General features: G+C 55.6%; 17 protein-coding genes. 12 read left to right on the top strand and 5 right to left on the bottom strand.

The features are described from left to right. Window positions 1–3: 3 nt before the first annotated feature. Together ACMYSL_RS03880 and ACMYSL_RS03875 are read left to right on the top strand one after the other, a co-directional pair. Window positions 4–357, top strand: coding sequence for a glycerol dehydratase reactivase beta/small subunit family protein (locus ACMYSL_RS03880; RefSeq protein WP_434661412.1), 354 nt, complete (start codon window positions 4–6; stop codon window positions 355–357). After that, window positions 358–888, top strand: a complete 531-nt coding sequence (locus ACMYSL_RS03875; protein ID WP_434661410.1) for a cob(I)yrinic acid a,c-diamide adenosyltransferase — start codon at window positions 358–360, stop codon at window positions 886–888. Here the strand turns inward: ACMYSL_RS03875 and dhaR are convergent. From dhaR to ACMYSL_RS03860, 3 genes are all read right to left on the bottom strand, one after another. Then, a complete protein-coding gene (dhaR, locus tag ACMYSL_RS03870; RefSeq protein WP_434661409.1) occupies window positions 866–2,779 on the bottom strand; it encodes a dihydroxyacetone kinase operon transcriptional regulator DhaR in 1,914 nt (637 codons plus the stop codon). The two genes, ACMYSL_RS03875 and dhaR, sit on opposite strands and share 23 nt — an antisense overlap. A gap of 89 nt (window positions 2,780–2,868) precedes the next feature. Next, the gene (locus tag ACMYSL_RS03865) at window positions 2,869–3,966 is read right to left on the bottom strand and encodes a glycerol dehydrogenase (protein ID WP_434661408.1); all 1,098 of its coding nucleotides are present in this window, start codon (window positions 3,964–3,966) and stop codon (window positions 2,869–2,871) included. 177 nt (window positions 3,967–4,143) lie between these two features. After that, entirely contained in the window at window positions 4,144–4,347 is a 204-nt protein-coding gene (locus tag ACMYSL_RS03860) for a hypothetical protein (protein ID WP_434661407.1), read from the bottom strand. A gap of 216 nt (window positions 4,348–4,563) precedes the next feature. Here ACMYSL_RS03860 and dhaK point away from each other — a divergent pair, with 216 nt between their 5' ends. The 4 genes from dhaK to ACMYSL_RS03840 all read left to right on the top strand — a co-directional run bounded on the left by dhaK (window position 4,564) and on the right by ACMYSL_RS03840 (window position 9,418). Next, entirely contained in the window at window positions 4,564–5,634 is a 1,071-nt protein-coding gene (gene dhaK, locus ACMYSL_RS03855) for a dihydroxyacetone kinase subunit DhaK (protein ID WP_304253693.1), read from the top strand. Between the two features lie 10 nt (window positions 5,635–5,644). After that, entirely contained in the window at window positions 5,645–6,277 is a 633-nt protein-coding gene (dhaL, locus tag ACMYSL_RS03850; RefSeq protein WP_110272982.1) for a dihydroxyacetone kinase subunit DhaL, read from the top strand. 10 nt (window positions 6,278–6,287) lie between these two features. Then, on the top strand, window positions 6,288–7,700 hold the full coding sequence (dhaM, locus tag ACMYSL_RS03845) for a dihydroxyacetone kinase phosphoryl donor subunit DhaM (RefSeq protein ID WP_434661405.1): 1,413 nt from the start codon (window positions 6,288–6,290) through the stop codon (window positions 7,698–7,700). A gap of 68 nt (window positions 7,701–7,768) precedes the next feature. Further along, window positions 7,769–9,418 carry a glycerone kinase gene (locus tag ACMYSL_RS03840; protein ID WP_434661404.1) on the top strand — a complete coding sequence of 550 codons (1,650 nt, stop codon included), beginning with the start codon at window positions 7,769–7,771 and terminating at the stop codon, window positions 9,416–9,418. A gap of 131 nt (window positions 9,419–9,549) precedes the next feature. Here the strand turns inward: ACMYSL_RS03840 and ACMYSL_RS03835 are convergent, their stop codons facing one another. Next, window positions 9,550–10,323 carry a siderophore-interacting protein gene (locus tag ACMYSL_RS03835; RefSeq protein WP_110272979.1) on the bottom strand — a complete coding sequence of 258 codons (774 nt, stop codon included), beginning with the start codon at window positions 10,321–10,323 and terminating at the stop codon, window positions 9,550–9,552. 240 nt (window positions 10,324–10,563) lie between these two features. Between ACMYSL_RS03835 and ACMYSL_RS03830 the strand changes: the two genes are divergently transcribed. Together ACMYSL_RS03830 and ygjG are read left to right on the top strand one after the other, a co-directional pair. Continuing rightward, entirely contained in the window at window positions 10,564–11,124 is a 561-nt protein-coding gene (locus ACMYSL_RS03830) for a PadR family transcriptional regulator (protein WP_434661403.1), read from the top strand. 240 nt (window positions 11,125–11,364) lie between these two features. Beyond that, on the top strand, window positions 11,365–12,744 hold the full coding sequence (gene ygjG / locus ACMYSL_RS03825; protein WP_182235003.1) for a putrescine aminotransferase: 1,380 nt from the start codon (window positions 11,365–11,367) through the stop codon (window positions 12,742–12,744). A 171-nt stretch (window positions 12,745–12,915) separates the two neighbouring features. Here ygjG and ACMYSL_RS03820 read toward each other — a convergent pair whose 3' ends face one another. Next, window positions 12,916–13,248, bottom strand: coding sequence for a tRNA-binding protein (locus ACMYSL_RS03820; protein WP_110272970.1), 333 nt, complete (start codon window positions 13,246–13,248; stop codon window positions 12,916–12,918). Window positions 13,249–13,467: 219 nt separating this feature from the next. On the opposite strand from ACMYSL_RS03820, the gene ebgR reads away from it, so the two are divergent. The 4 genes from ebgR to ACMYSL_RS03800 all read left to right on the top strand — a co-directional run bounded on the left by ebgR (window position 13,468) and on the right by ACMYSL_RS03800 (window position 19,796). Continuing rightward, on the top strand, window positions 13,468–14,451 hold the full coding sequence (gene ebgR, locus ACMYSL_RS03815; RefSeq protein ID WP_112213655.1) for a transcriptional regulator EbgR: 984 nt from the start codon (window positions 13,468–13,470) through the stop codon (window positions 14,449–14,451). Window positions 14,452–14,730: 279 nt separating this feature from the next. Continuing rightward, the gene (ebgA, locus tag ACMYSL_RS03810) at window positions 14,731–17,823 is read left to right on the top strand and encodes a beta-galactosidase subunit alpha (RefSeq protein ID WP_434661401.1); all 3,093 of its coding nucleotides are present in this window, start codon (window positions 14,731–14,733) and stop codon (window positions 17,821–17,823) included. Beyond that, window positions 17,820–18,269 (top strand): beta-galactosidase subunit beta, encoded by a 450-nt coding sequence (locus ACMYSL_RS03805; RefSeq protein WP_182235005.1) that lies wholly within the window; start codon window positions 17,820–17,822, stop codon window positions 18,267–18,269. The genes ebgA and ACMYSL_RS03805 overlap by 4 nt, the downstream gene beginning before the upstream one ends. Before the next feature lie 93 nt (window positions 18,270–18,362). After that, complete coding sequence (locus ACMYSL_RS03800; RefSeq protein ID WP_434661400.1) at window positions 18,363–19,796, top strand: amino acid permease; 1,434 nt, start codon at window positions 18,363–18,365, stop codon at window positions 19,794–19,796. Window positions 19,797–20,016: the final 220 nt, after the last annotated feature.

Here is a 20,016-nt window from a genome sequence, read left to right as displayed (position 1 = left end):
GCAATGTCACTTTCATCACCGAGCGTACATCTGTTTTATCACTCATGCTGGCAGGATACCCGTGAGCTTGATGAACTATGCTGGGGGCTGGAGGAACAAGGCGTCCCGTGCCTGGCTATCTGTTACGACGGGAATGATTGCGCGCTGGCGTTAAGTAAACTGGCGGCCAAAAGTTCGACGCTGCGCGTTGGTCTCGGCCTCAACTCTACGGGTGATATTGCCTTAACGCATGCCCAGTTGCCCGAGGTACGGGCGCTGGTCCGCGGACATATTGCCGGCGGAATCGGGCAAATCCGCACGCTCGGCGTCAATGCCGGTCAACTGGTCAAAGTGCTTCCCTTCAGCGAGATAAAATAAATGTACCGCATCTATACCCGAACCGGCGATAAAGGTACTACCGCGCTGTTTGGTGGCAGCCGTATCGACAAAGACGACATTCGCGTTAACGCCTACGGCACGGTGGATGAACTGATTTCACAGCTTGGCGTCTGCTATGCCAGCACTCGCCAGGTAGAATTACGCCAGGATCTGCACGCCATGCAGAAGATGCTGTTTGTGCTGGGCGCGGAACTCGCCAGCGATGAGAAAGGTCTCGTTCGCTTAACGCAGACGATTAATACCGAGGATATTCAGTCTCTTGAGAAGATAATTGACCGCAATATGGCGCAAAGCGGCCCGCTCAAAGAGTTTGTCATCCCGGGGAAAAACCTGGCGTCCGCGCAGCTGCACGTCGCGCGAACGCTGGCGCGTCGGCTGGAGCGTATTCTAACGGCGGCGGGCAGAACGCTTGCCGTGCGCGATGATCTCAAGCGCTACATCAACCGCTTATCCGATGCGCTCTTCTCGATGGCCAGAATCGAAGAAACTATTCCAGATGCCTGCGCTTAAACTGGCTGGCATCAATATCGTACTGTTTCATCTTGCGCCATAGCGTGGTGCGGCCAATATTCAGTAGCTGCGACATCTCCTGCACCCGTCCGCTGGTTACGCGAGCGGCATGGATAATCGCCTCTTTCTCGATAGCGCTAAAGGTCAGGCTAGCGGGTAGTAGCGACGAACTGACATCGGTGCCGTGGCGCTCGGCAAACAGATACTCCGGCAGATTGCTCAGGCGGATATGGCCGTTTTCGCTGCTGATAGCAATGTTCTCGATAATGCTGTTCAGTTCAAAATCATTGCCCGGCCAGGAGTAGGCTACCAACTGCGCCAGGGCATCGTCGTCCACCTTCAGACGCGATGAAAACCGTTTTTCCAGGCTCTTCAGGCGATTATGCACTAACGATGGAATACTGTTGCGCCGTGCCCGCAGCGGCGGAATGACGATCTCAAACGAATGCAGCGCGTAGTAAAGCTGGCGGCTAAAGCGGTTTTGCTCTACCAGATTGGCAAGGTCAACGGTGGTGGTGGCAATGACTTTAACGTCCACCGGGATCAGCCGACGGGCATCCAGGCGGGTTAACACACCCTGCTTGATAACCTGCAACAGCGCGGATTGCAGCTCCGGTGCCAGATACTCGATTTTTTCCAGAAACAGCGTCCCGCCGTTGGCCAGCTCAAGACGGCTAAGACGCCCGTTTTCATCGTCCGTCGGCGCGCTCCCCATAAAATCCTGACCCAATACGCTGTCGGCATACAGCTGGCAGTTGACCGCGATATACGGTCCACCGCCCCGCTCGCTCTCATTATGAATCGCCTGGCTGAGCAGTTCTTTACCCACACCTTCTTCACCACACAGCAGTACCGGAAAAGCGCCGCGCGCCGCCTGGCGGCCAAAGTGAATCAGCCGTCGTGTTTCCGGATCGTCCGCCGACATCTGTTCAAAGGTATGGCTCACTTTGCCAAGCTGGCTGGTCATCAGCTGGCGCATCTGCTCAACAGGATGCAGCAGCAAAATAAAGCTGTTGCCCTGCTCTTCAACAATCGGTTTGAGGGTGATTACCGCATCAATAAACTGATGCTGACTCTCAAAGGTGACTTCAACGTGATTCAGCCCGCGCGCGTGCTTAATTGCCCGACGCAGCAGAGCCGGAAGCGTCACCAGGTCATTGATATTTTTCCCCTGGCTGGCCTGCGCATCGAGGTGCAACAGCGTTGCGGCCTGCACGTTAAGAAACTGCAAAACGCCCTGCTCGTTCCAGGCCATCACCCCATCATCCATGCTCTCCAGCAGACCATACATCTGGTTAAGATGGCGGTTCGACTCGGCCAGCAGGCTATCGGTGAGCAGAGAGTTACCGACTTCCCGCGCGATGGCGAGGGTCAGGGACAAATCCGACGTGGCCTGCTCTTCAATCTGGCAACACAGCGAAATGGAGCCAAACAGGCGTCCGTGGTTATCAAACACCGGCGTGGAGCTGAACGACCAACCATGCAGAACCTGCTTAAAATGCTGATCGCCAGAGGTTTTTACCGGCTGTCCGAGCATTGAGGCCAGCGAGAGCGCGCAGCTGCCGATAATGCTTTCTGCACAGTAGCTGCCGTCGAGAAACCCCAGTTCCGCCAGTTGGGCGATAGTCTGCGGATCGCCGCAGCGGCTGAGAATACAGGCGGACTCATCGAGAATAAATAACGCGCAGGGACGGCTATCCATAAACTCCCAGGCATCTTCCAGCGCCGCCTGACCAATCGTCAGCAGCGCGGTCTTGCGCCGGCAAATCGATTCAAAGGTCAGTCCCTGCGCCTGATGCGGCGCCTGCCAGGTTTCCCGCTGCATAAACTTGCTGCAACGATGCCATGACTGAGTTATCACCGAAGGAAAGCGTTGAGTCTGCGCCGTCATATCCATTTCCGCTGTGTTAAAAACGACAAACCCTTCGACGGAAACCGCCGAAGGGATATTTTAGCCAGGCCGGGCAGGCCGACGCTAAATTAACGCGCCAGCCACTGCTGCCCAAGCAGGTCAGCGGTCAGAATCGCCGCATGCACGCTCTGGGCGCTGACCGGGAACGGCATATTGTGGATGGTTTCGCCTTCAGCGCAGGTCGCTTTCGCTACCGCCTGAATTTTCTCATCGATACCCTCTTTCACGCCCATCTGCGCCAAAGTCACCGGCAGGCCAACTTTCTGGCAGAAGTTCAGCACGGTTTCGATCTCTTCCATTGGGCTGTTTTGCAGCACCAGCTGCGCCAGGGTGCCAAAAGCAACTTTTTCGCCGTGGTACAAATGATGGCACTCTTCGAGGATGGTGAAACCGTTGTGAATGGCGTGCGCCGCGGCCAGACCGCTGCTTTCAAAGCCGATACCGCTGAGGTAGGTATTCGCTTCAACAATGCGCTCCAGCGCATCGGTGACGACCCCGGCCTGAGCGGCGAGACGGGCTTTTTCCCCTTCCGCCAGCAGCGTATCATAGCACAGGCGCGCCAGGCTCAAGGCCGCCGCCGTAGACTGACCGCCCGCCATACTGGTGGCTCTGGAGTCATAGCAGGCCTTCGCTTCAAACCAGGTTGAAAGCGCATCACCCATCCCGGCCACCAGCAGACGTACCGGCGCTTTAGCGATAATTTCCGTATCCATCACCACCATATCCGGGTTTTTCGGGTAAATCAGGTACTCTTCAAACTCACCGGCTTCGGTGTAGATAACCGACAGCGCGCTGGTTGGCGCATCGGTGGAGGCAATCGTTGGGATCACCACCACCGGTAGCTTCTGGTAATAACCAATCGCTTTCGCCGTATCGAGCGTTTTCCCGCCGCCAATACCCACTACGCCGCGACAGCCGTGCTGTTTCAGAATGGCAATCAGGCGATTGATTTCAACATGGCTGCACTCACCGTTAAAGCGCTCAGCATGGCAGCTGATATTGTGGCTGTTCAGGCCATTCAACACTTTATCTCCCGCCAGCTTCATCACGAAGTCATCGGCAATCACGAAAAAGCTGTCCGCCAGGTTTTTAGCGTACTGACCAAACAGAGTGGAGGCATCTGGACCCTGGAGATATTTGGCTGGAGATTGAATAACTTTTAGCATTCCGTTCACCCTCAAATAAGTGCATGTTTTACATGATGAGCCCCGGCATCTCTTCTTCCAGCCTCGTATTAAGAGCGGGAATGAAAGCGCTACCTGAGCGATGTCATCACTGTAGGGCGAGCGGCGGGCAAAAAAATGTTTCGCATTTTTGTCCCGATATGAAACAGATAACAAAAATTATCGTTTCATATTGGAACGTAAATTCACATCAAACGCTGGGATTGCGATCCCGATCCGCTCGTTTGGCATAAAAACAGGTCTGAAACCGAATGACTGGTCGTGTTTTCCACCAGTACAGGCAGCATTAGCAGCAAAAACTATTTCTTTGCCAGCGCCTTCCGGGTATGTAAAGCGAGGTAGAAAAATAGCTTTGCGTCGCATTTTTCCATTTCCCTGATTAAAAATGTTTCATTAAGGAACATAAAATAACAATCGCGTTCCGTAATGAAACCCGTTTTATGACGATTTTTTTTTCCGCTAACTCAGCCAGAATCAATACATCGCCGGATATCGCATATCGTCAGGCGGTACCCCTACACGATGACCGCCTCCGTCAGCAGAGAGGCCGCATCGGCAACCTCCGACGGAGAATAAGCAATGAAAAAACTGATTAACCGTGTCGAAGATGTACTGAGTGAACAATTAGCTGGCCTGGCGAAAGCGCACCCTGAACTCACGCTTCACCAGGACCCGGTCTACGTGACCCGTGCCGATGCCCCGGTCGCGGGAAAAGTGGCGCTACTCTCCGGCGGCGGCAGCGGTCATGAGCCGATGCATTGCGGCTATATCGGCAAGGGGATGCTCTCCGGTGCCTGCCCGGGTGAGATTTTCACCTCCCCTACGCCGGATAAAATGTTCGAATGCGCCATGAACATCGACGGCGGCGAAGGCGTACTGCTGATTATCAAAAACTATACTGGCGACATTCTTAACTTCGAAACCGCCACCGAACTACTGCATGAAAGCGGTGTGAAGGTTACCACCGTCGTGATCGATGACGACGTGGCGGTAAAAGACAGCCTGTACACCGCCGGGCGTCGCGGGGTTGCCAATACCGTGCTGATTGAGAAGCTGGTTGGCGCGGCGGCTGAACGCGGCGACTCTTTGCAAGACTGCGCCGAACTGGGGCGTAGTCTCAACAACCTCGGTCACTCTATAGGTATCGCGCTCGGCGCCTGTACCGTCCCGGCCGCCGGGCAGCCCTCATTCGAATTACAGGATGACGAAATGGAGTTCGGCGTGGGTATTCACGGCGAACCGGGCATCGATCGCCGCCGCTTCACTTCCCTCGATCGCACCGTCGATGAAATGTTCGAAACCCTACTGGAGAACGGCACCTACAGCCGCACGCTGCGCCAGTGGGATAACGTCAAAGGCGCATGGCAGGACGTACCGCAGGCGAAAAAAGCATTGCAAAAAGGTGATCGCGTCATCGCCCTGGTCAACAACCTCGGCGCGACGCCGCTATCAGAACTGTACGGCGTCTACAGCCGCCTGGCGCAGCGCTGCGAGGAAACCGGCATCGTTATCGAACGCAATCTTATCGGCAGCTACTGTACCTCTCTGGACATGGTGGGTTTTTCCATCACCCTGCTCAAAGCCGATGACGAGACGCTGGCATTATGGGACGCCCCGGTTCACACCCCGGCGCTAAACTGGGGAAAATAAGGAGCACGACATGTCATTAAGCAGAACACAAATCGTAGACTGGCTCTATCGCTGCGGTGAAATATTCACCAAAGAGAGTGATTTTTTAACCGGTCTGGACAGAGAAATTGGCGACGCCGACCACGGCCTGAATATGCATCGCGGTTTTAGCAAGGTGGTAGAAAAGCTGCCGTCCATTGCCGATAAAGACATTGGCTTCATTCTGAAGAACACCGGCATGACGCTGCTCTCCAACGTCGGTGGAGCCAGCGGCCCGCTATTCGGTACCTTCTTTATTCGCGCCGCCCAGGTGACCCAGGCCCATCAAAGCCTGACCCTGGATGAGCTTTATCAAACGATCCGCGAAGGTGCGGACGGCGTGGTCAATCGCGGCAAAGCGGAGCCGGGGGATAAAACCATGTGCGACGTCTGGCTGCCAGTGGCGGAATCATTGCGTCAGTCGAGCGAGCAGCACCTGTCGATACAAAGCGCGCTGGATGCCGCCTGCGAACAGGCACAAGCCGCCGTCCACGCCACGATCACCATGCAGGCCCGCAAAGGCCGCGCCAGCTACCTCGGCGAGCGCAGCATTGGACATCAGGATCCGGGAGCAACCTCGGTGATGTTTATGGTTCAGATGCTGGCAGCGGCAGCAAAAGAGTAAGGAAAACGCGATGGTAAACCTGGTTATTGTTTCTCATAGCGCCCAGTTGGGCGAAGGTGTCGGAGAACTGGCCCGGCAGATGTTAATGAACGACGGCTGTAAGCTGGCGATCGCCGCCGGGATTGACGATCCTACAAGCCCGATCGGCACCGATCCAATTAAGGTCATGGAAGCGATTGAATCCGTTGCCGACACCGATCATGTGCTGGTGATGATGGATATCGGCAGCGCCCTGCTCAGCGCCGAAACCGCACTGGATCTGCTCGATCCGGCGATTGCCGCGAAGGTTCGGCTGTGTGCCGCACCGCTGGTCGAAGGCACCCTGGCAGCGACGGTCAGCGCCGCTGCCGGAGCCAATATCGATAAGGTGATCGAAGACGCCATGAATGCGCTGGAGGCAAAGCGCGTACAGCTGGGATTACCATCGCAACCGCAATCCTCTTCTACCGTCGCCGCGCTGACCGATGCGCGCTCCGTTTCGGTGGTCATTAAAAACCACAACGGCCTGCACGTTCGCCCGGCATCAAAGCTGGTCGCCGCGCTAACCGGGTTCAATGCCGAGCTGGTGCTGGAAAAAGAGGGGAAATGCGCGACCCCGGATAGCCTCAACCAAATCGCCCTGCTCCAGGTTCGCTGCAACGATACCTTACGGCTACTGGCCCGAGGCCCGGACGCCGACGCCGCGCTGGCGGCATTTCAGGCTCTGGCGGCAGACAACTTCGGCGAGCAAACGGGCGCATCGCCTGCGGTTCAACCCACTACCGCCGCTAGCGTACAGGGCCGCGTAGCGCGGTATCCGCAGCCGCATGCTGCGGTAGAGCGGGAAAATTGCGGCGATACTGGCCAGCAGCAACTACGCCTGAAACGAGCCATCGACCAGACGCTGGAAGACCTTAGCGCGTTGACCACGCAGGCGGAAGAGAAGTATTGCGCCGATATCGCGGCAATCTTCTCCGGGCATCATACCCTGCTCGACGACCCTGATTTATTCGAAGCCGCCTGCGATATCGTGCGCGATGAACAGTGTTGCGCTGAGTGGGCGTGGTATCAGGTGCTGGTCGATTTAAGCCAGCAGTATCGCTATCTCGACGATGCCTACCTGCAAGCGCGCTATATTGATATTGAAGATATTTTGCATCGAACGCTGCGCCACCTTCAAGACCGCAGTGAGCCGTTGCCACAATTTAGCGGGCCAACAATTCTCGTTGCCGACGATATCTTCCCCTCTACCGTGCTGCAACTCGACGCCCGGCAGGTCAAGGGCATCTGCCTCCAGGCGGGCAGCGAACTTTCTCATGGCGCGATTATCGCCCGTCAGGCCGGCATCGCCATGCTTTGCCAGCAGGGTGAAGCGCTGAACACGTTGCAAAACGGCGATACCGTCACGCTCGATATTCCCGGCAAACGCATTATTCGCGGGTAGCTTGCCACCCACCTTTTCGCTGCCGGGGGCCAGTCCTCCGGCTTTTTGCTCAATATCCAGGATCCGTTATGTCTCAATTCTTTTTTAATCAGCGCGCCAACCTCGTCAACGAAGTGATTGAAGGGACCATTATCGCCAGCCCGTGGAACAATCTGGCCCGGCTGGAGAGCGATCCCGCCATTCGCGTGGTGGTGCGCCGCGATCTCGACAAAAATAACGTGGCGGTGATCTCCGGCGGCGGTTCCGGTCACGAACCGGCGCACGCGGGGTTTGTCGGTAAAGGGATGCTGACCGCCGCCGTCTGCGGCGATCTATTTGCTTCGCCGAGCGTCGATGCGGTACTGACCGCCATTCAGGCGGTGACCGGCGAAGCGGGCTGCCTGCTGATCGTGAAGAACTATACCGGCGATCGCCTGAACTTCGGCCTTGCGGCGGAGAAAGCGCGTCGCCTGGGCTATAACGTTGAAATGCTGATCGTCGGTGATGATATTTCGCTGCCGGATAACAAACATCCGCGCGGCATCGCCGGGACGATCCTGGTGCATAAAGTGGCGGGCTACTTTGCCGAACGCGGTCATAATCTGGCAACCGTGCTGCGTGAGGCGCAGTATGCCGCCAACCATACCGTCAGCCTTGGCCTGGCGCTCTCCAGCTGCCATCTGCCGCAGGATGCGGAATCGACACCGCGCCATCATCCCGACCAGGCCGAACTGGGGATGGGGATCCACGGCGAACCGGGCGCTTCGGTTATCGCTACCCAGAACAGCGCGGAAATCGTAGGCCTGATGGTTGAGAAACTCACCGCCGCCCTGCCGGAAACCGGCCGCCTGGCGGTGATGATCAACAACCTCGGCGGCGTGTCGATTGCCGAAATGGCGATTCTGACCCGTGAGCTGGCGAATACTCCGCTGCGCCAGCGTATCGACTGGCTGATTGGCCCGGCCTCGCTGGTGACCGCGCTGGATATGAAAGGCTTCTCCCTCACCGCCATCGTGCTAGAGGAAAGCATCGAGAAAGCGCTGCTTTCTGCGGTAGAAACCGCAGGCTGGCAGACGCCGGTGCAGCCGCGTGAAATCAACGTGATGCCGTCATCGCTGCGCAGCACTCGCGTAGAGTTTGAGCCTTCACAGAATAGCGTGGTGGCGGGCTATGTTGAGCAGGTGACCAGCACGCTGTCCGATCTGGAAGCAGACCTCAACGCGCTAGATGCCAAAGTCGGCGACGGCGATACCGGCTCCACTTTCGCTGCCGGGGCGCGCGACATCGCCGATTTATTACAGCGCCAGCAGCTGCCACTGGATAACCTCGCCACGCTATTTGCCTTAATTGGCGAGCGCCTGACCGTCGTGATGGGTGGCTCCAGCGGCGTGCTGATGTCGATTTTCTTCACCGCCGCCGGGCAGAAGCTGGAGCAGGGAGCGAACGTCGCCGAAGCGCTGAACGCAGGTCTGGCGCAGATGAAATTTTACGGCGGCGCAGATGAAGGCGACCGTACCATGATCGACGCCCTGCAACCGGCATTGGCAGCGCTGCTGGTGGAACCGGCAAACCTGCAAGCTGCTTTCACGGCGGCGCAGGCGGGCGCAGATCGTACCCTTCACGCCAGCAAAGCCAACGCCGGGCGCGCGTCGTATCTGAACAGCGATAGCCTGCGCGGCAATATGGACCCCGGCGCCCACGCGGTGGCAATGGTATTTAAAGCGCTGGCGCAGAAATAACGCAGCTAACAGAACGCCCTGCGGGACGGTGGCCCGGACAGATGCGCAGCATCGCCTCCGGGAAAACCACCGCGCAATTCTCTTTCGTAGCCCGGGTAAGGCGTCAGCCGCAACCCGGGTTTTCTCCGCGCTTACTTACTGTGCCAATAGGCCTGAGAACGCACCAGCTGCGGGTCAATCTCTTCACCTTCAAAGCGCGCCAGCAGCGATTTCACCACCGCCCCTTCCCCGGTCACCCAGATAAAATAGTCTTCCGCCGGAACCACCACCTGCGCCAGGCGCTCAGCCACGGCAGATGAGTTATGCCCCACCACCCACTCAATATTAAAGCCGTTGAGATCCGCCAGATAATCTTTGTAAGACTCATCGCCAATGGTCACAATCGCCGTCACCTGCGGGCGCGTCGGGAGCAGCTGTAACCCTAACAGACGGCGGCGCAGCGCGGGCATTCCGGACTCATCGGTGACGTACAATTGCCAGGCGTAATCCTCCGGCACCACCAGCGAACCACGCGGACCGCCGATCACCAGCTTATCACCGACTTTCGCCGCCAGCGCCCAGCTGCTGGCGATACCGCCATCGTGAATAAAGAAGTCGTACGCCAGCTCATGACGTTCAGCATCGTACAACGGCGTATAGTCGCGGGTCGCCGGACGCACGCCCTCGCCCCAGTTAATGCCTTCATCCGTCACCTCTGGCGGGGTAAACGCAGATCCTGCTTCGGGGAAAAAGAGCTTGGTATGGTCGTCAAACCCCTGGGAAACAAAGCCATTCAGCGCCTCTCCACCCAGCACGATGCGCTGGAAAGCGCGACCGATACGCTCGATGCGCAGCACGGTTAACTCACGAAAACGCAGCTCGTTACGCACGCGTTGCGGATATTTAGGTTGATTTGTCGTTGTCATTTTCAGTCGCCTTCGTGAACAGTAAATAGATATATCTAAAAATCTTGCAAATGATAATGATTGCCATTAAAAAAGAATGCAAGCATTTTTTGATATAAGCATAACAAAACGCCACAAAAGTCAAAAAACCAAAATAAACCTTTAAATATCAACATTATAAAAAATAAATTGATTACAGAGTTGCCATGAAATATTTTTTAGATATAAATTAGATATATCAAAACAACACAGGAACAAAACATGAGACATCATCACGAAGAAGGACGTGGGCCACGTGGACGCCACGGTGAACATAGCGAACATAGCGAACATGGCCGCAGAGGCGGAGGTGGCGGACGCCGTCAGCGCTTCTTTGGTCACGGCGAGCTGCGTCTGGTTATTCTGGATATCCTCACCCGCAACGCCAGCCACGGTTACGAGCTAATCAAAGAGATTGAAACCCTGACCCAGGGTAACTACAGCCCGAGTCCCGGCGTTATCTACCCGACGCTCGACCTCCTTCAGGACCAGGGTTTGATCAGCGTTGCCGACGAGAACGGGCGCAAAAAAATCGCTATTACCGCCGAGGGCAGCCAGCTGCATGCTGAAAACCAGGAACATCTGGAGCATATCCAGGCCAGGCTACAGGCCCGCATGGTGGGCTGTGAACTGCGTAAAAACCCGCAGATGAAGCGCGCGCTGGAAAACTTCAAAGCGGTACTGGATTTAAGAGTCAATCAGCAGGAAATTACCGAAGCGCAATTGAAGCAAATTATCGGCGTGATTGACCGCGCGGCAATGGAGATTTCCCAGCTCGACTAACCTTCTGCCCCACCGCAGGGCAGCCTGCACCGCCGCAAAGCATGCGGCGGAAGCCCTTTCCTGCATCGTTTTGCGCCTTCAGGAGTAAAACATGCCAATAATATCGCCGTGAGATTAAATTTTGCACAATCACGATTTCACGTTGCGTTTATCCCGATTTTCCTGGCCCGAGCCGAAGTGGCGTAATCCCTGCAATACTTAATTCAGTATCATGTGATACGCCCCGTCCAGGAGCTCATTTTGAACAGGTTACCTTCCAGCGCATCGGCTCTGGCCTGCAGCGCACACGCACTGAATCTCATTGAAAAGCGAACGCTCGATCATGAGGAGATGAAATCACTTAATCAGGAGGTCAGGGAATACTTTAAAGAGCATGTGAATCCAGGGTTTTTAGCGTATCGAAAATCAGTCACTGCTGGCGGGGATTACGGGGCCGTAGAGTGGCAAGCGGGAGGGTTGAATACGCTTGTCGACACTCAAGGACAGGAGTTTATTGACTGCCTGGGTGGATTTGGGATTTTTAATGTAGGGCACCGTAATCCAGTTGTCGTTTCCGCCGTCGAGAATCAGCTCGCTAAACAACCTCTTCATAGTCAGGAACTGCTGGACCCGCTGCGGGCCATGCTGGCAAAAACGCTGGCGGCCTTAACGCCCGGCAAACTGAAATACAGCTTTTTTAGCAATAGCGGTACCGAATCAGTCGAAGCGGCGCTAAAGCTAGCGAAAGCTTACCAGTCTCCGCGGGGCAAGTTTACCTTCGTCGCCACCAGCGGCGCGTTTCACGGTAAATCACTGGGCGCGCTCTCGGCCACCGCCAAATCCACCTTCCGTAAGCCGTTTATGCCGCTGTTGCCAGGGTTTCGCCATGTGCCGTTTGGCGATATTAACGCCATGCGTACGCTGCTTAGCGAGTGTAAGAAAACCGGCGATGACGTTGCGGCGGTGATCCTTGAGCCGATTCAGGGCGAAGGTGGGGTCATTCTGCCGCCTCCGGGCTATCTGCCTGCGGTTCGCAAGCTGTGCGACGAGTTTGGCGCACTGCTGATCCTCGATGAAGTGCAGACCGGGATGGGCCGCACCGGCAAGATGTTTGCCTGCGAACATGAAAACGTCCAGCCGGATATTCTGTGCCTTGCCAAAGCGCTGGGCGGCGGCGTGATGCCAATTGGCGCAACAATCGCCACCGAGGAGGTGTTCTCGGTGCTGTTCGACAATCCGTTCCTGCACACCACCACCTTTGGCGGTAATCCGCTGGCCTGCGCGGCGGCTCTGGCGACCATCAACGTGCTGCTGACGCAAAACCTGCCCGCGCAGGCGGAGCAGAAAGGCGACATCCTGCTGGACGGCTTCCGTCAACTGGCCCGCGAGTATCCGGATCTGGTGAATGAAGTACGTGGTAAAGGCATGCTGATGGCAATTGAGTTTGTTGATAACGAAATCGGTTATGACTTTGCCAGCGAGATGTTCCGCCAGCGGGTGCTGGTGGCCGGAACGCTAAATAACGCGAGGACGATTCGCATCGAGCCGCCGCTGACGCTGACGCTGGAACAGTGTGAGCAGGTGCTGAAAGCGGCCCGTCTGGCGCTGGCAGCATTGCGGGTTTCCGTGGAAGAGGCTTAGCGACTTCCCCTCTCCCGTTCAGGGAGAGGGGAAGGCTGATAACAAATCTGATTTCGCTATTGTGCTGGCGTTTTTGCCGGGTGGCGGCTAACGCCTTACCCGGCCTACAATGCTCGAGGCCGTCGTCGGCCCGTGCAAGCGAAACGCCGCCGGGCAATCCCAGAAAGATTGCTATACCACCCGCACGCCAGCAGGCATCAGCCTCTCAGGTGTGAGCAACACGCTTTCGCTGCCATCATCAGTTTCCGCGCACAGCAGCATGCACTCCGATGTTTCCCCACGCATTTTCGCTTTCGCCAGATTACACAGCACCACCACAGTTTTCCCCAGCAGCTCTTCTTCGCTGTAGTACGGCACCAGGCTGGTCACCGTCTGCAACGTGCGCTCACCGACATCAATCTGGGCAATGTACAGCTTGTCGGCATTCGCATGGCGTTGGACTGCCACTATCTTGCCGGTACGCATTTCCAGTTTGGCAAAATCATCATAAACCACCGTTTCCATCTTTTACCTCCCAAGTAAAATTTTAGTAAAAGATAACAAATATCGTCAACGCTTCCGCATAATATTGACAGGAGTGTTAGATCTATCACGATTTACATCAGAGAAAACGCTGTGCTGATGATGAATAATACGGCGGAAATTTACTGAAAAGAGATGCAGGAGCCCGCGCTTGCTTTACAATGGTTTGCGTCGATGGGGCAACGTCAGATAAGGGAAAAAATGGCTACACTAAAAGATATCGCGACCGAAGCGGGCGTCTCGCTGGCGACGGTTTCACGGGTATTAAACGACGACCCCACCCTGAACGTAAAAGAAGAGACCAAGCACCGCATCCTGGAGATTGCGGAGAAGCTGGAATATAAAAGTACCAGTTCGCGTAAGACTCAGACTCATACCGTGGGGCACCACCATATCCTGGCGATCTACAGCTATCAGCAGGATCTGGAAATTAACGATCCTTACTATCTGGCAATTCGCCATGGTATTGAAACACAATGCGAAAAGCTTGGTATTGAGCTGACTAACTGCTACTTCAATAACGCTCTGCCCGAGCTAAAAAAAGTGACCGGTGTATTGATTGTCGGCCAGCCTTCACGCGCTATTCGTGACGCCGCCACCGCGTTAACTGACAATATCTGCTTTATCGATTTCCATGAGCCAGGCAGCAGCTATGATGCCGTGGATATCGATCTGGTGCGTATTGCCAAAGAGGTGATCGACTTTTTTATCGCTCAGGGCGCATCGCGCATTGGGTTTATTGGCGGTCAGGATGAGCCCGGCAAGGCTGATATCCGCGAAGTGGCATTCGTCGAGTACGGTCGCCTGAAGGGCGTAGTGTCGGAAGATGATATCTGGCGCGGCGGCTTTTCCAGCTCCTCCGGCTATGAACTGGCGAAAATGATGCTGGCGAAAGCGGATTTCCCCGCCGCGCTGTTCGTCGCCTCGGACTCCATCGCCATCGGCGTACTGCGCGCTATTCATGAGCGTGGACTGTCTATTCCGCAAGATATTTCGCTTATCAGCGTTAACGATATCCCCACCGCGCGCTTTACCTTCCCGCCGCTCTCCACGGTGCGCATTCACTCTGAAATGATGGGTAGCCAGGGTGTTAACCTATTGGTTGAAAAAGCCCGCGATGGTCGTGCGCTACCGCTAAACGTATTCGTTCCCAGCGTGCTTAAGCTACGCGGCACCACCCGTTAATCCCGTTTCTGACGCTAAATCCTCTGCGCTCGGCTCCCGTATATCACCCCGGCTCGCGCTGCGCTTAGCCGGGCTTCAGGTTCACCACCGTCTGCAAAACGGTAGCCCGGACAGATGCGCAGCATCGCCTCCGGGAATGTCCCCTTCCCGATGCCCACCCCAGGCGCCCGGTAACGCTCATTTTGTGATCGAGTTAAAGTAAATCGCCTCCGGTGGTTTTATTTAGTAAAAGTTTTACTAAAATAAACCATATCCATTTAGTCCGTTCAGGGAGGCGATATGAATCGCTGGGAAAATCTTCAACTCACTCATGAAAACAGGCTGCCGCCGCGGGCCTATTTCTTCTCTTACGATTCGCAGGCCCAGGCGCGCACCTTCGCCCGTGAAGCCAGCAGCCGCTTTTTGTCCCTCAGCGGACAATGGAACTTCCGCTTCTTCACCAACCCGCTGCTGGTACCGGAAGCGTTCACCTCGCAATATATTAGCGACTGGGGGCCGATTACCGTGCCGGGAATGTGGCAGATGGAAGGCCACGGCCAGCTGCAATATACCGATGAAGGTTTTCCCTTCCCGATTGACGTACCGTACGTTCCGACCGATAACCCGACCGGCGCCTATCAGCGTATCTTTACCCTCAGCGACGGCTGGCAGGATCAGCAGACCATTATTAAATTTGATGGCGTCGAAACCTATTTCGAAGTCTACGTTAACGGTCAGTACATTGGTTTTAGTAAAGGCAGCCGCCTGACGGCAGAGTTCGATATCAGTCACGCGGTGACAACCGGCGACAACCTGCTGTGCGTGCGGGTGATGCAGTGGGCCGACTCCACTTATATCGAAGACCAGGATATGTGGTGGTCGGCGGGTATTTTCCGCGACGTCTATCTTGTAGGGAAAAATCCGCTGCATGTGCAGGATTTCACCCTGCGTACCGACTTTAACGACGACTATATTGACGCTACCCTCTCCTGCCAGCTGGTACTGGAAAACCTCGCCGCCCAGGCGGGTGAAGTCACGCTGGAATATGCGCTGTTCGACGGTGAAAAAGCGCTGTATGAAGGCGCAACCCAGCGCCTGACCGTCAACCAACAGCTGAACGTCGATTTTGCTATCGATGTGAAAGCGCCGCAGCAGTGGTCAGCAGAAAACCCGTACCTCTATCACCTGGTGATGACGTTGAAAAACGCCGCCGGGGAGATTATCGAAGTTATCCCGCAGCGCGTTGGTTTTCGCGATATCAAAGTGCGCGATGGCCTGTTCTATATCAACAACCGCTACGTGATGCTGCACGGTGTTAACCGCCACGATAACGACCATCTTAAAGGCCGCGCCGTGGGAATGGACCGCGTGGAGAAAGATCTGCTGCTGATGAAGCAGCACAATATTAACTCGGTGCGTACCGCCCACTACCCGAACGACCCGCGTTTCTATGAGATGTGCGACATTTACGGCCTGTTCGTGATGGCGGAAACCGATGTCGAATCCCACGGTTTCGCCAACGTCGGCAACCTGAGCGCCATCACCGACGACCCGGCATGGGAGCACGTTTACGTCGAGCGGATCGTGCGCCACGTTCACGCGCAGAAAAACCATCCGTCCATCATCATCTGGTCGCTGGGCAACGAGTCCGGCTATGGCTGCAACATCCGCGCGATGTACCACGCCACCAAAGCGCTGGATGATACGCGTCTGGTGCATTACGAAGAGGATCGCGACGCCGAAGTGGTGGATATCATCTCCACCATGTATACCCGCGTGCCGCTGATGAACGAATTTGGCGAGCATCCGCATGAAAAACCACGCATTATCTGCGAATACGCCCATGCGATGGGCAACGGCCCCGGCGGACTGAGCGAATATCAGAACGTGTTCTATCAGCACGACAGCATTCAGGGCCACTACGTGTGGGAGTGGTGCGATCACGGTATCCAGGCCACTGATGACAACGGCGCGGTGTGGTACAAATTTGGCGGCGACTACGGCGACTATCCTAATAACTACAACTTCTGTCTCGACGGGCTGATTTTCTCCGATCAGACCCCAGGGCCGGGGCTCAGAGAGTACAAACAGGTTATCGCACCGGTAAAAGTCCAGGCGACCGACATCACCCGGGGCGAGCTGCGCGTCGATAATAAGCTCTGGTTCTCCACGCTGGATGACTACACTCTTCGCGTTGAAGTGCGTGCCGAAGGGTCAACGCTGGCGACCCAGCAGCTTAAGGTTCCGGGGCTTGCGGCAAACAGCAGTCGCGATATCAAAATCGACCTGCCGGCGCTCGACGATCGCGAAACCTTCGTCAACATCATGGTGACCAAAGATTCCCGTACGCCGTACAGCGAAGCCAACCACCCAATCGCCGTCTACCAGTTCCAGCTTAAAGAGCAGACCGCAGCAAAAACACCGCTGATTAACGCCAGCGCCACCCCGCTGCACATTGCCGATGAACGCCTGAGCTACAGCATCACCGGGCACAACTTCCGCGTGGTGTTCTCGAAAGTCAGCGGCAAGCTCAGCGAATGGCAGGTGAACGGCATCGACCAGGTGACCCGCGAGCCGAAGATTAACTTCTTCAAGCCGATGATTGATAACCATAAGCAGGAATACGAAGGGCTGTGGCAGCCAAATCATCTGCAAATTATGCAGGAGCATCTGCGTGAATTCAGCGCCGAGCAGCGCGGTGAAACGGTGATTATCACCACCCGCAGCATCATCGCCCCGCCGGTTTTCGATTTCGGCATGCGCTGTACCTATCGCTGGCAGGTCACTCCGCAGGGCCATATCAACGTTGAGCTTGAAGGCGAACGCTACGGTGATTACCCGCATATCGTACCGTGCATCGGCTTTATGCTCGGCATTAACGGTCAGTTTGAGCAGGTCAATTATTATGGTCGCGGGCCGGGCGAAAACTACGCCGACAGCCAGCAAAGCAACATCATTGACGTCTGGCGCACCACCGTCGACGACATGTTCGTGAACTACCCGTTCCCGCAGAACAATGGCAACCGCCAGCATGTGCGCTGGGCCTCTTTTACCGACCGCCACGGCAGCGGCCTGATAGTGGTGCCGCGTAACCCGCTCAACGTCAGCGCCTGGCACTATACGGCTGAGAATTTGCATGCTGCGCAGCACTGCAACGAACTACGCCGCAGCGATGACATCACCCTGAATATCGACGCCCAACTGCTCGGACTGGGCTCTAACTCCTGGGGCAGCGAGGTGCTGGATAGCTGGCGCGTCTGGCTCAAACCGTTCAACTACGGCTTCACGCTGCTGCCGCTGGAAGGCGGATGCGCTTCCTCGCAGAGGCTGGCGAATCATAGCTTTGACGCCGGTTTCTTTTCCTCCGATTCACACAGCGAGGCTGAAAAATGAGAATTCTCGATAATTTAGAACAGTTTAAGCAGGTCTATCACAGCGGACGTAAATGGCAGCGCTGCGTGGAAGCCATCAATAACATCGACAATATTCGGCCCGGCGTCGCTCACTCCATCGGCGATTCGCTCTCCTATCGTGTGGAAAGCAATAGCACCACCGATGCGCTTTTTGTCGGTAATCGCCGCTATTTTGAAGTGCACTATTATCTGCAAGGTCAGCAAAAAATAGAGTTTGCCGCCAAAGAGCAGCTCCAGACCGTCGCCTGCTACCGTGATGAAACCGACCGCGAATATCTGAAAGGCCTTGGTGAAACCGTCCAGGTCCATGAAGGACAAATGGTGATTTGCGACACCGACGAAGCTTACCGTTTTATCTGCGATTCACCGGTCAAAAAAGTGGTGCTCAAAGTAACGATTGAAGATGGCTACTTCCTGAATAAGTAAGCCTGCGTTAAGCAACAAGAGGCCAGCGGGTACGCCCGCTGGCCGTCCCGGTTCCAGCCCCAAATCCGGGCCAGCTAAATTTTCGGAGGACTTATGTCCGAATCAATACGTGCCAAAATAGGTAAATTCGCCTTGCTGTCGATGGCGTTTACCGCCGTGTTTAACGTGCGTAATATCGTTAATAACAACATAGAGTTAGGATTAAGTTCCGCTCCTATCTTCTTGTTCGCTACGGTGGTTTACTTTATCCCGTTTGTGTTTATCATCGCCGAGTTCGTCTCAGCGAATAAAAATTCCGAGTCAGGCATGTACGCCTGGCTGAAACAGCCTTTAGGCACCCGCGCGGCCTATCTGGGTTCGTTCCTGTACTGGTTTGTGAACCTGTTCTTTTTCCTGTCGCTGCTGCCGAACGTGGTGGCCTACGCGTCGTACGCGATTATGGGTTACGCCATTCCCTTCTCGCCGATGGTCACTTCACTGATCTCCATCGTCCTGTTCGCCATGGCGACCCATATCTCCACCAAAGGCGCGACGTGGCTGGGGAAAATTTCCGAATGCGTGGCATATGGCGTCTTCGCGCTGTTTGCGATTTACGTCGTCGGCGCCTTCACCGCACTGGGTTCGGGTCACGTGCCAGCGCAGCCGATTACGCTGCACGCCATGGCCCCTACCATTAACTGGGCAACGCTGGGCATCATGTGCTGGATTTTCCAGGCCGCGGGCGGTGCTGAAACCGTTGCCGCCTACCTGAACGACACCAAAGGCGGGCAGAAATCGTTTATTAAAGTGATCATCACCGCCGGAGTGCTGATTGGCGGTATGTATGCGCTGGGTTCACTGCTGGTAAACGTCTTTGTGGCGCGCGAAGATCTGACCTACGCGGCGGGGATGGTGGAAATCTTCACCGGCCTTGGCGCTTACTTCCATATTTCTGAAGCGCTGATGGGCCGTTTCGTCGGCATCATTCTGTTTATCGCCATCTTCGGCAGCATGATGATGTGGACCGCCGCACCGGTAAAAATTCACTTCTCTGAAATTCCTGCGGGCATCTATGGCAAAAAAACCACCGAGCTGAACGCTCACGGCGTGCCGGTACGCGCCGCCTGGTGGCAGTTTGTCTTCGTCCTGCTGATGCTTATCGTCAACGGCTTCGGCTCCGCCAGCGTCCAGCAGATGATGAATACCGCCATCAACCTGACCGCGGGCACCGCCATGCTGCCGCCGCTGTTCATTATGGCTGCCTACTTTGTTTTCCGCTTGAAACACGACGACACGCCGCGCGACTTCCGCATGGGGTCAAGAAAGGTCGGGATGGGCGTGGTGTCGATGCTGATGGTGATTTTCCTGGTCAGCATGACTGCCTCCGCCTTCCCGCCGGGCGTCGACCTGGTAAACGCCTTCTTCATTAACGTCTTTATGACCGCAGTCTTCTCCGGTCTCGCGTGGTGGTGGATAACCCGCTTTGAGAAAAAACAGCAGAAAAGCCAACAGACGGCGCTGAAAGGCGCAGTAAATCCGGCGAAATAGGCACCCGACTTCCCGCCTGCACCCTATCAGCAGGCGGGATTTTTTTTACCTGTTGAGATGACGTCCCGCCAACCATTTTCGTGATCGAGTTAAAGCAATTCAGTTTTACCGCTTTTATTTACTAAAATTTTTACTAAAATTAACCATAATACTTAACTGCCTCTACCCTACAAACAACACAATCCCCTTCGGCCACTCTCTGAGGGATAATGTGTGGAGA

Source organism: Klebsiella sp. MISC125 (assembly GCF_051131775.1).
Classification (GTDB): domain Bacteria; phylum Pseudomonadota; class Gammaproteobacteria; order Enterobacterales; family Enterobacteriaceae; genus Klebsiella.
Note: the sequence above shows the minus strand (reverse complement) of the source record. Positions and strands in the feature narration are given on the sequence as shown.

What these genes read in the sequence shown, in the direction of transcription:
- ACMYSL_RS03830 (WP_434661403.1), top strand. Translation starts at nt 10,564, where the DNA reads ATGAGACATCATCACGAAGAAGGACGTGGGCCACGTGGACGCCACGGT.
- ACMYSL_RS03800 (WP_434661400.1), top strand. Translation starts at nt 18,363, where the DNA reads ATGTCCGAATCAATACGTGCCAAAATAGGTAAATTCGCCTTGCTGTCG.
- ACMYSL_RS03805 (WP_182235005.1), top strand. Translation starts at nt 17,820, where the DNA reads ATGAGAATTCTCGATAATTTAGAACAGTTTAAGCAGGTCTATCACAGC.
- dhaM (WP_434661405.1), top strand. Translation starts at nt 6,288, where the DNA reads ATGGTAAACCTGGTTATTGTTTCTCATAGCGCCCAGTTGGGCGAAGGT.
- dhaL (WP_110272982.1), top strand. Translation starts at nt 5,645, where the DNA reads ATGTCATTAAGCAGAACACAAATCGTAGACTGGCTCTATCGCTGCGGT.
- ACMYSL_RS03875 (WP_434661410.1), top strand. Translation starts at nt 358, where the DNA reads ATGTACCGCATCTATACCCGAACCGGCGATAAAGGTACTACCGCGCTG.
- dhaK (WP_304253693.1), top strand. Translation starts at nt 4,564, where the DNA reads ATGAAAAAACTGATTAACCGTGTCGAAGATGTACTGAGTGAACAATTA.
- ebgA (WP_434661401.1), top strand. Translation starts at nt 14,731, where the DNA reads ATGAATCGCTGGGAAAATCTTCAACTCACTCATGAAAACAGGCTGCCG.
- ACMYSL_RS03835 (WP_110272979.1), bottom strand. Translation starts at nt 10,323, where the DNA reads ATGACAACGACAAATCAACCTAAATATCCGCAACGCGTGCGTAACGAG.
- ebgR (WP_112213655.1), top strand. Translation starts at nt 13,468, where the DNA reads ATGGCTACACTAAAAGATATCGCGACCGAAGCGGGCGTCTCGCTGGCG.
- dhaR (WP_434661409.1), bottom strand. Translation starts at nt 2,779, where the DNA reads ATGACGGCGCAGACTCAACGCTTTCCTTCGGTGATAACTCAGTCATGG.
- ACMYSL_RS03860 (WP_434661407.1), bottom strand. Translation starts at nt 4,347, where the DNA reads ATGCGACGCAAAGCTATTTTTCTACCTCGCTTTACATACCCGGAAGGC.
- ACMYSL_RS03880 (WP_434661412.1), top strand. Translation starts at nt 4, where the DNA reads ATGTCACTTTCATCACCGAGCGTACATCTGTTTTATCACTCATGCTGG.
- ACMYSL_RS03865 (WP_434661408.1), bottom strand. Translation starts at nt 3,966, where the DNA reads ATGCTAAAAGTTATTCAATCTCCAGCCAAATATCTCCAGGGTCCAGAT.
- ACMYSL_RS03840 (WP_434661404.1), top strand. Translation starts at nt 7,769, where the DNA reads ATGTCTCAATTCTTTTTTAATCAGCGCGCCAACCTCGTCAACGAAGTG.
- ACMYSL_RS03820 (WP_110272970.1), bottom strand. Translation starts at nt 13,248, where the DNA reads ATGGAAACGGTGGTTTATGATGATTTTGCCAAACTGGAAATGCGTACC.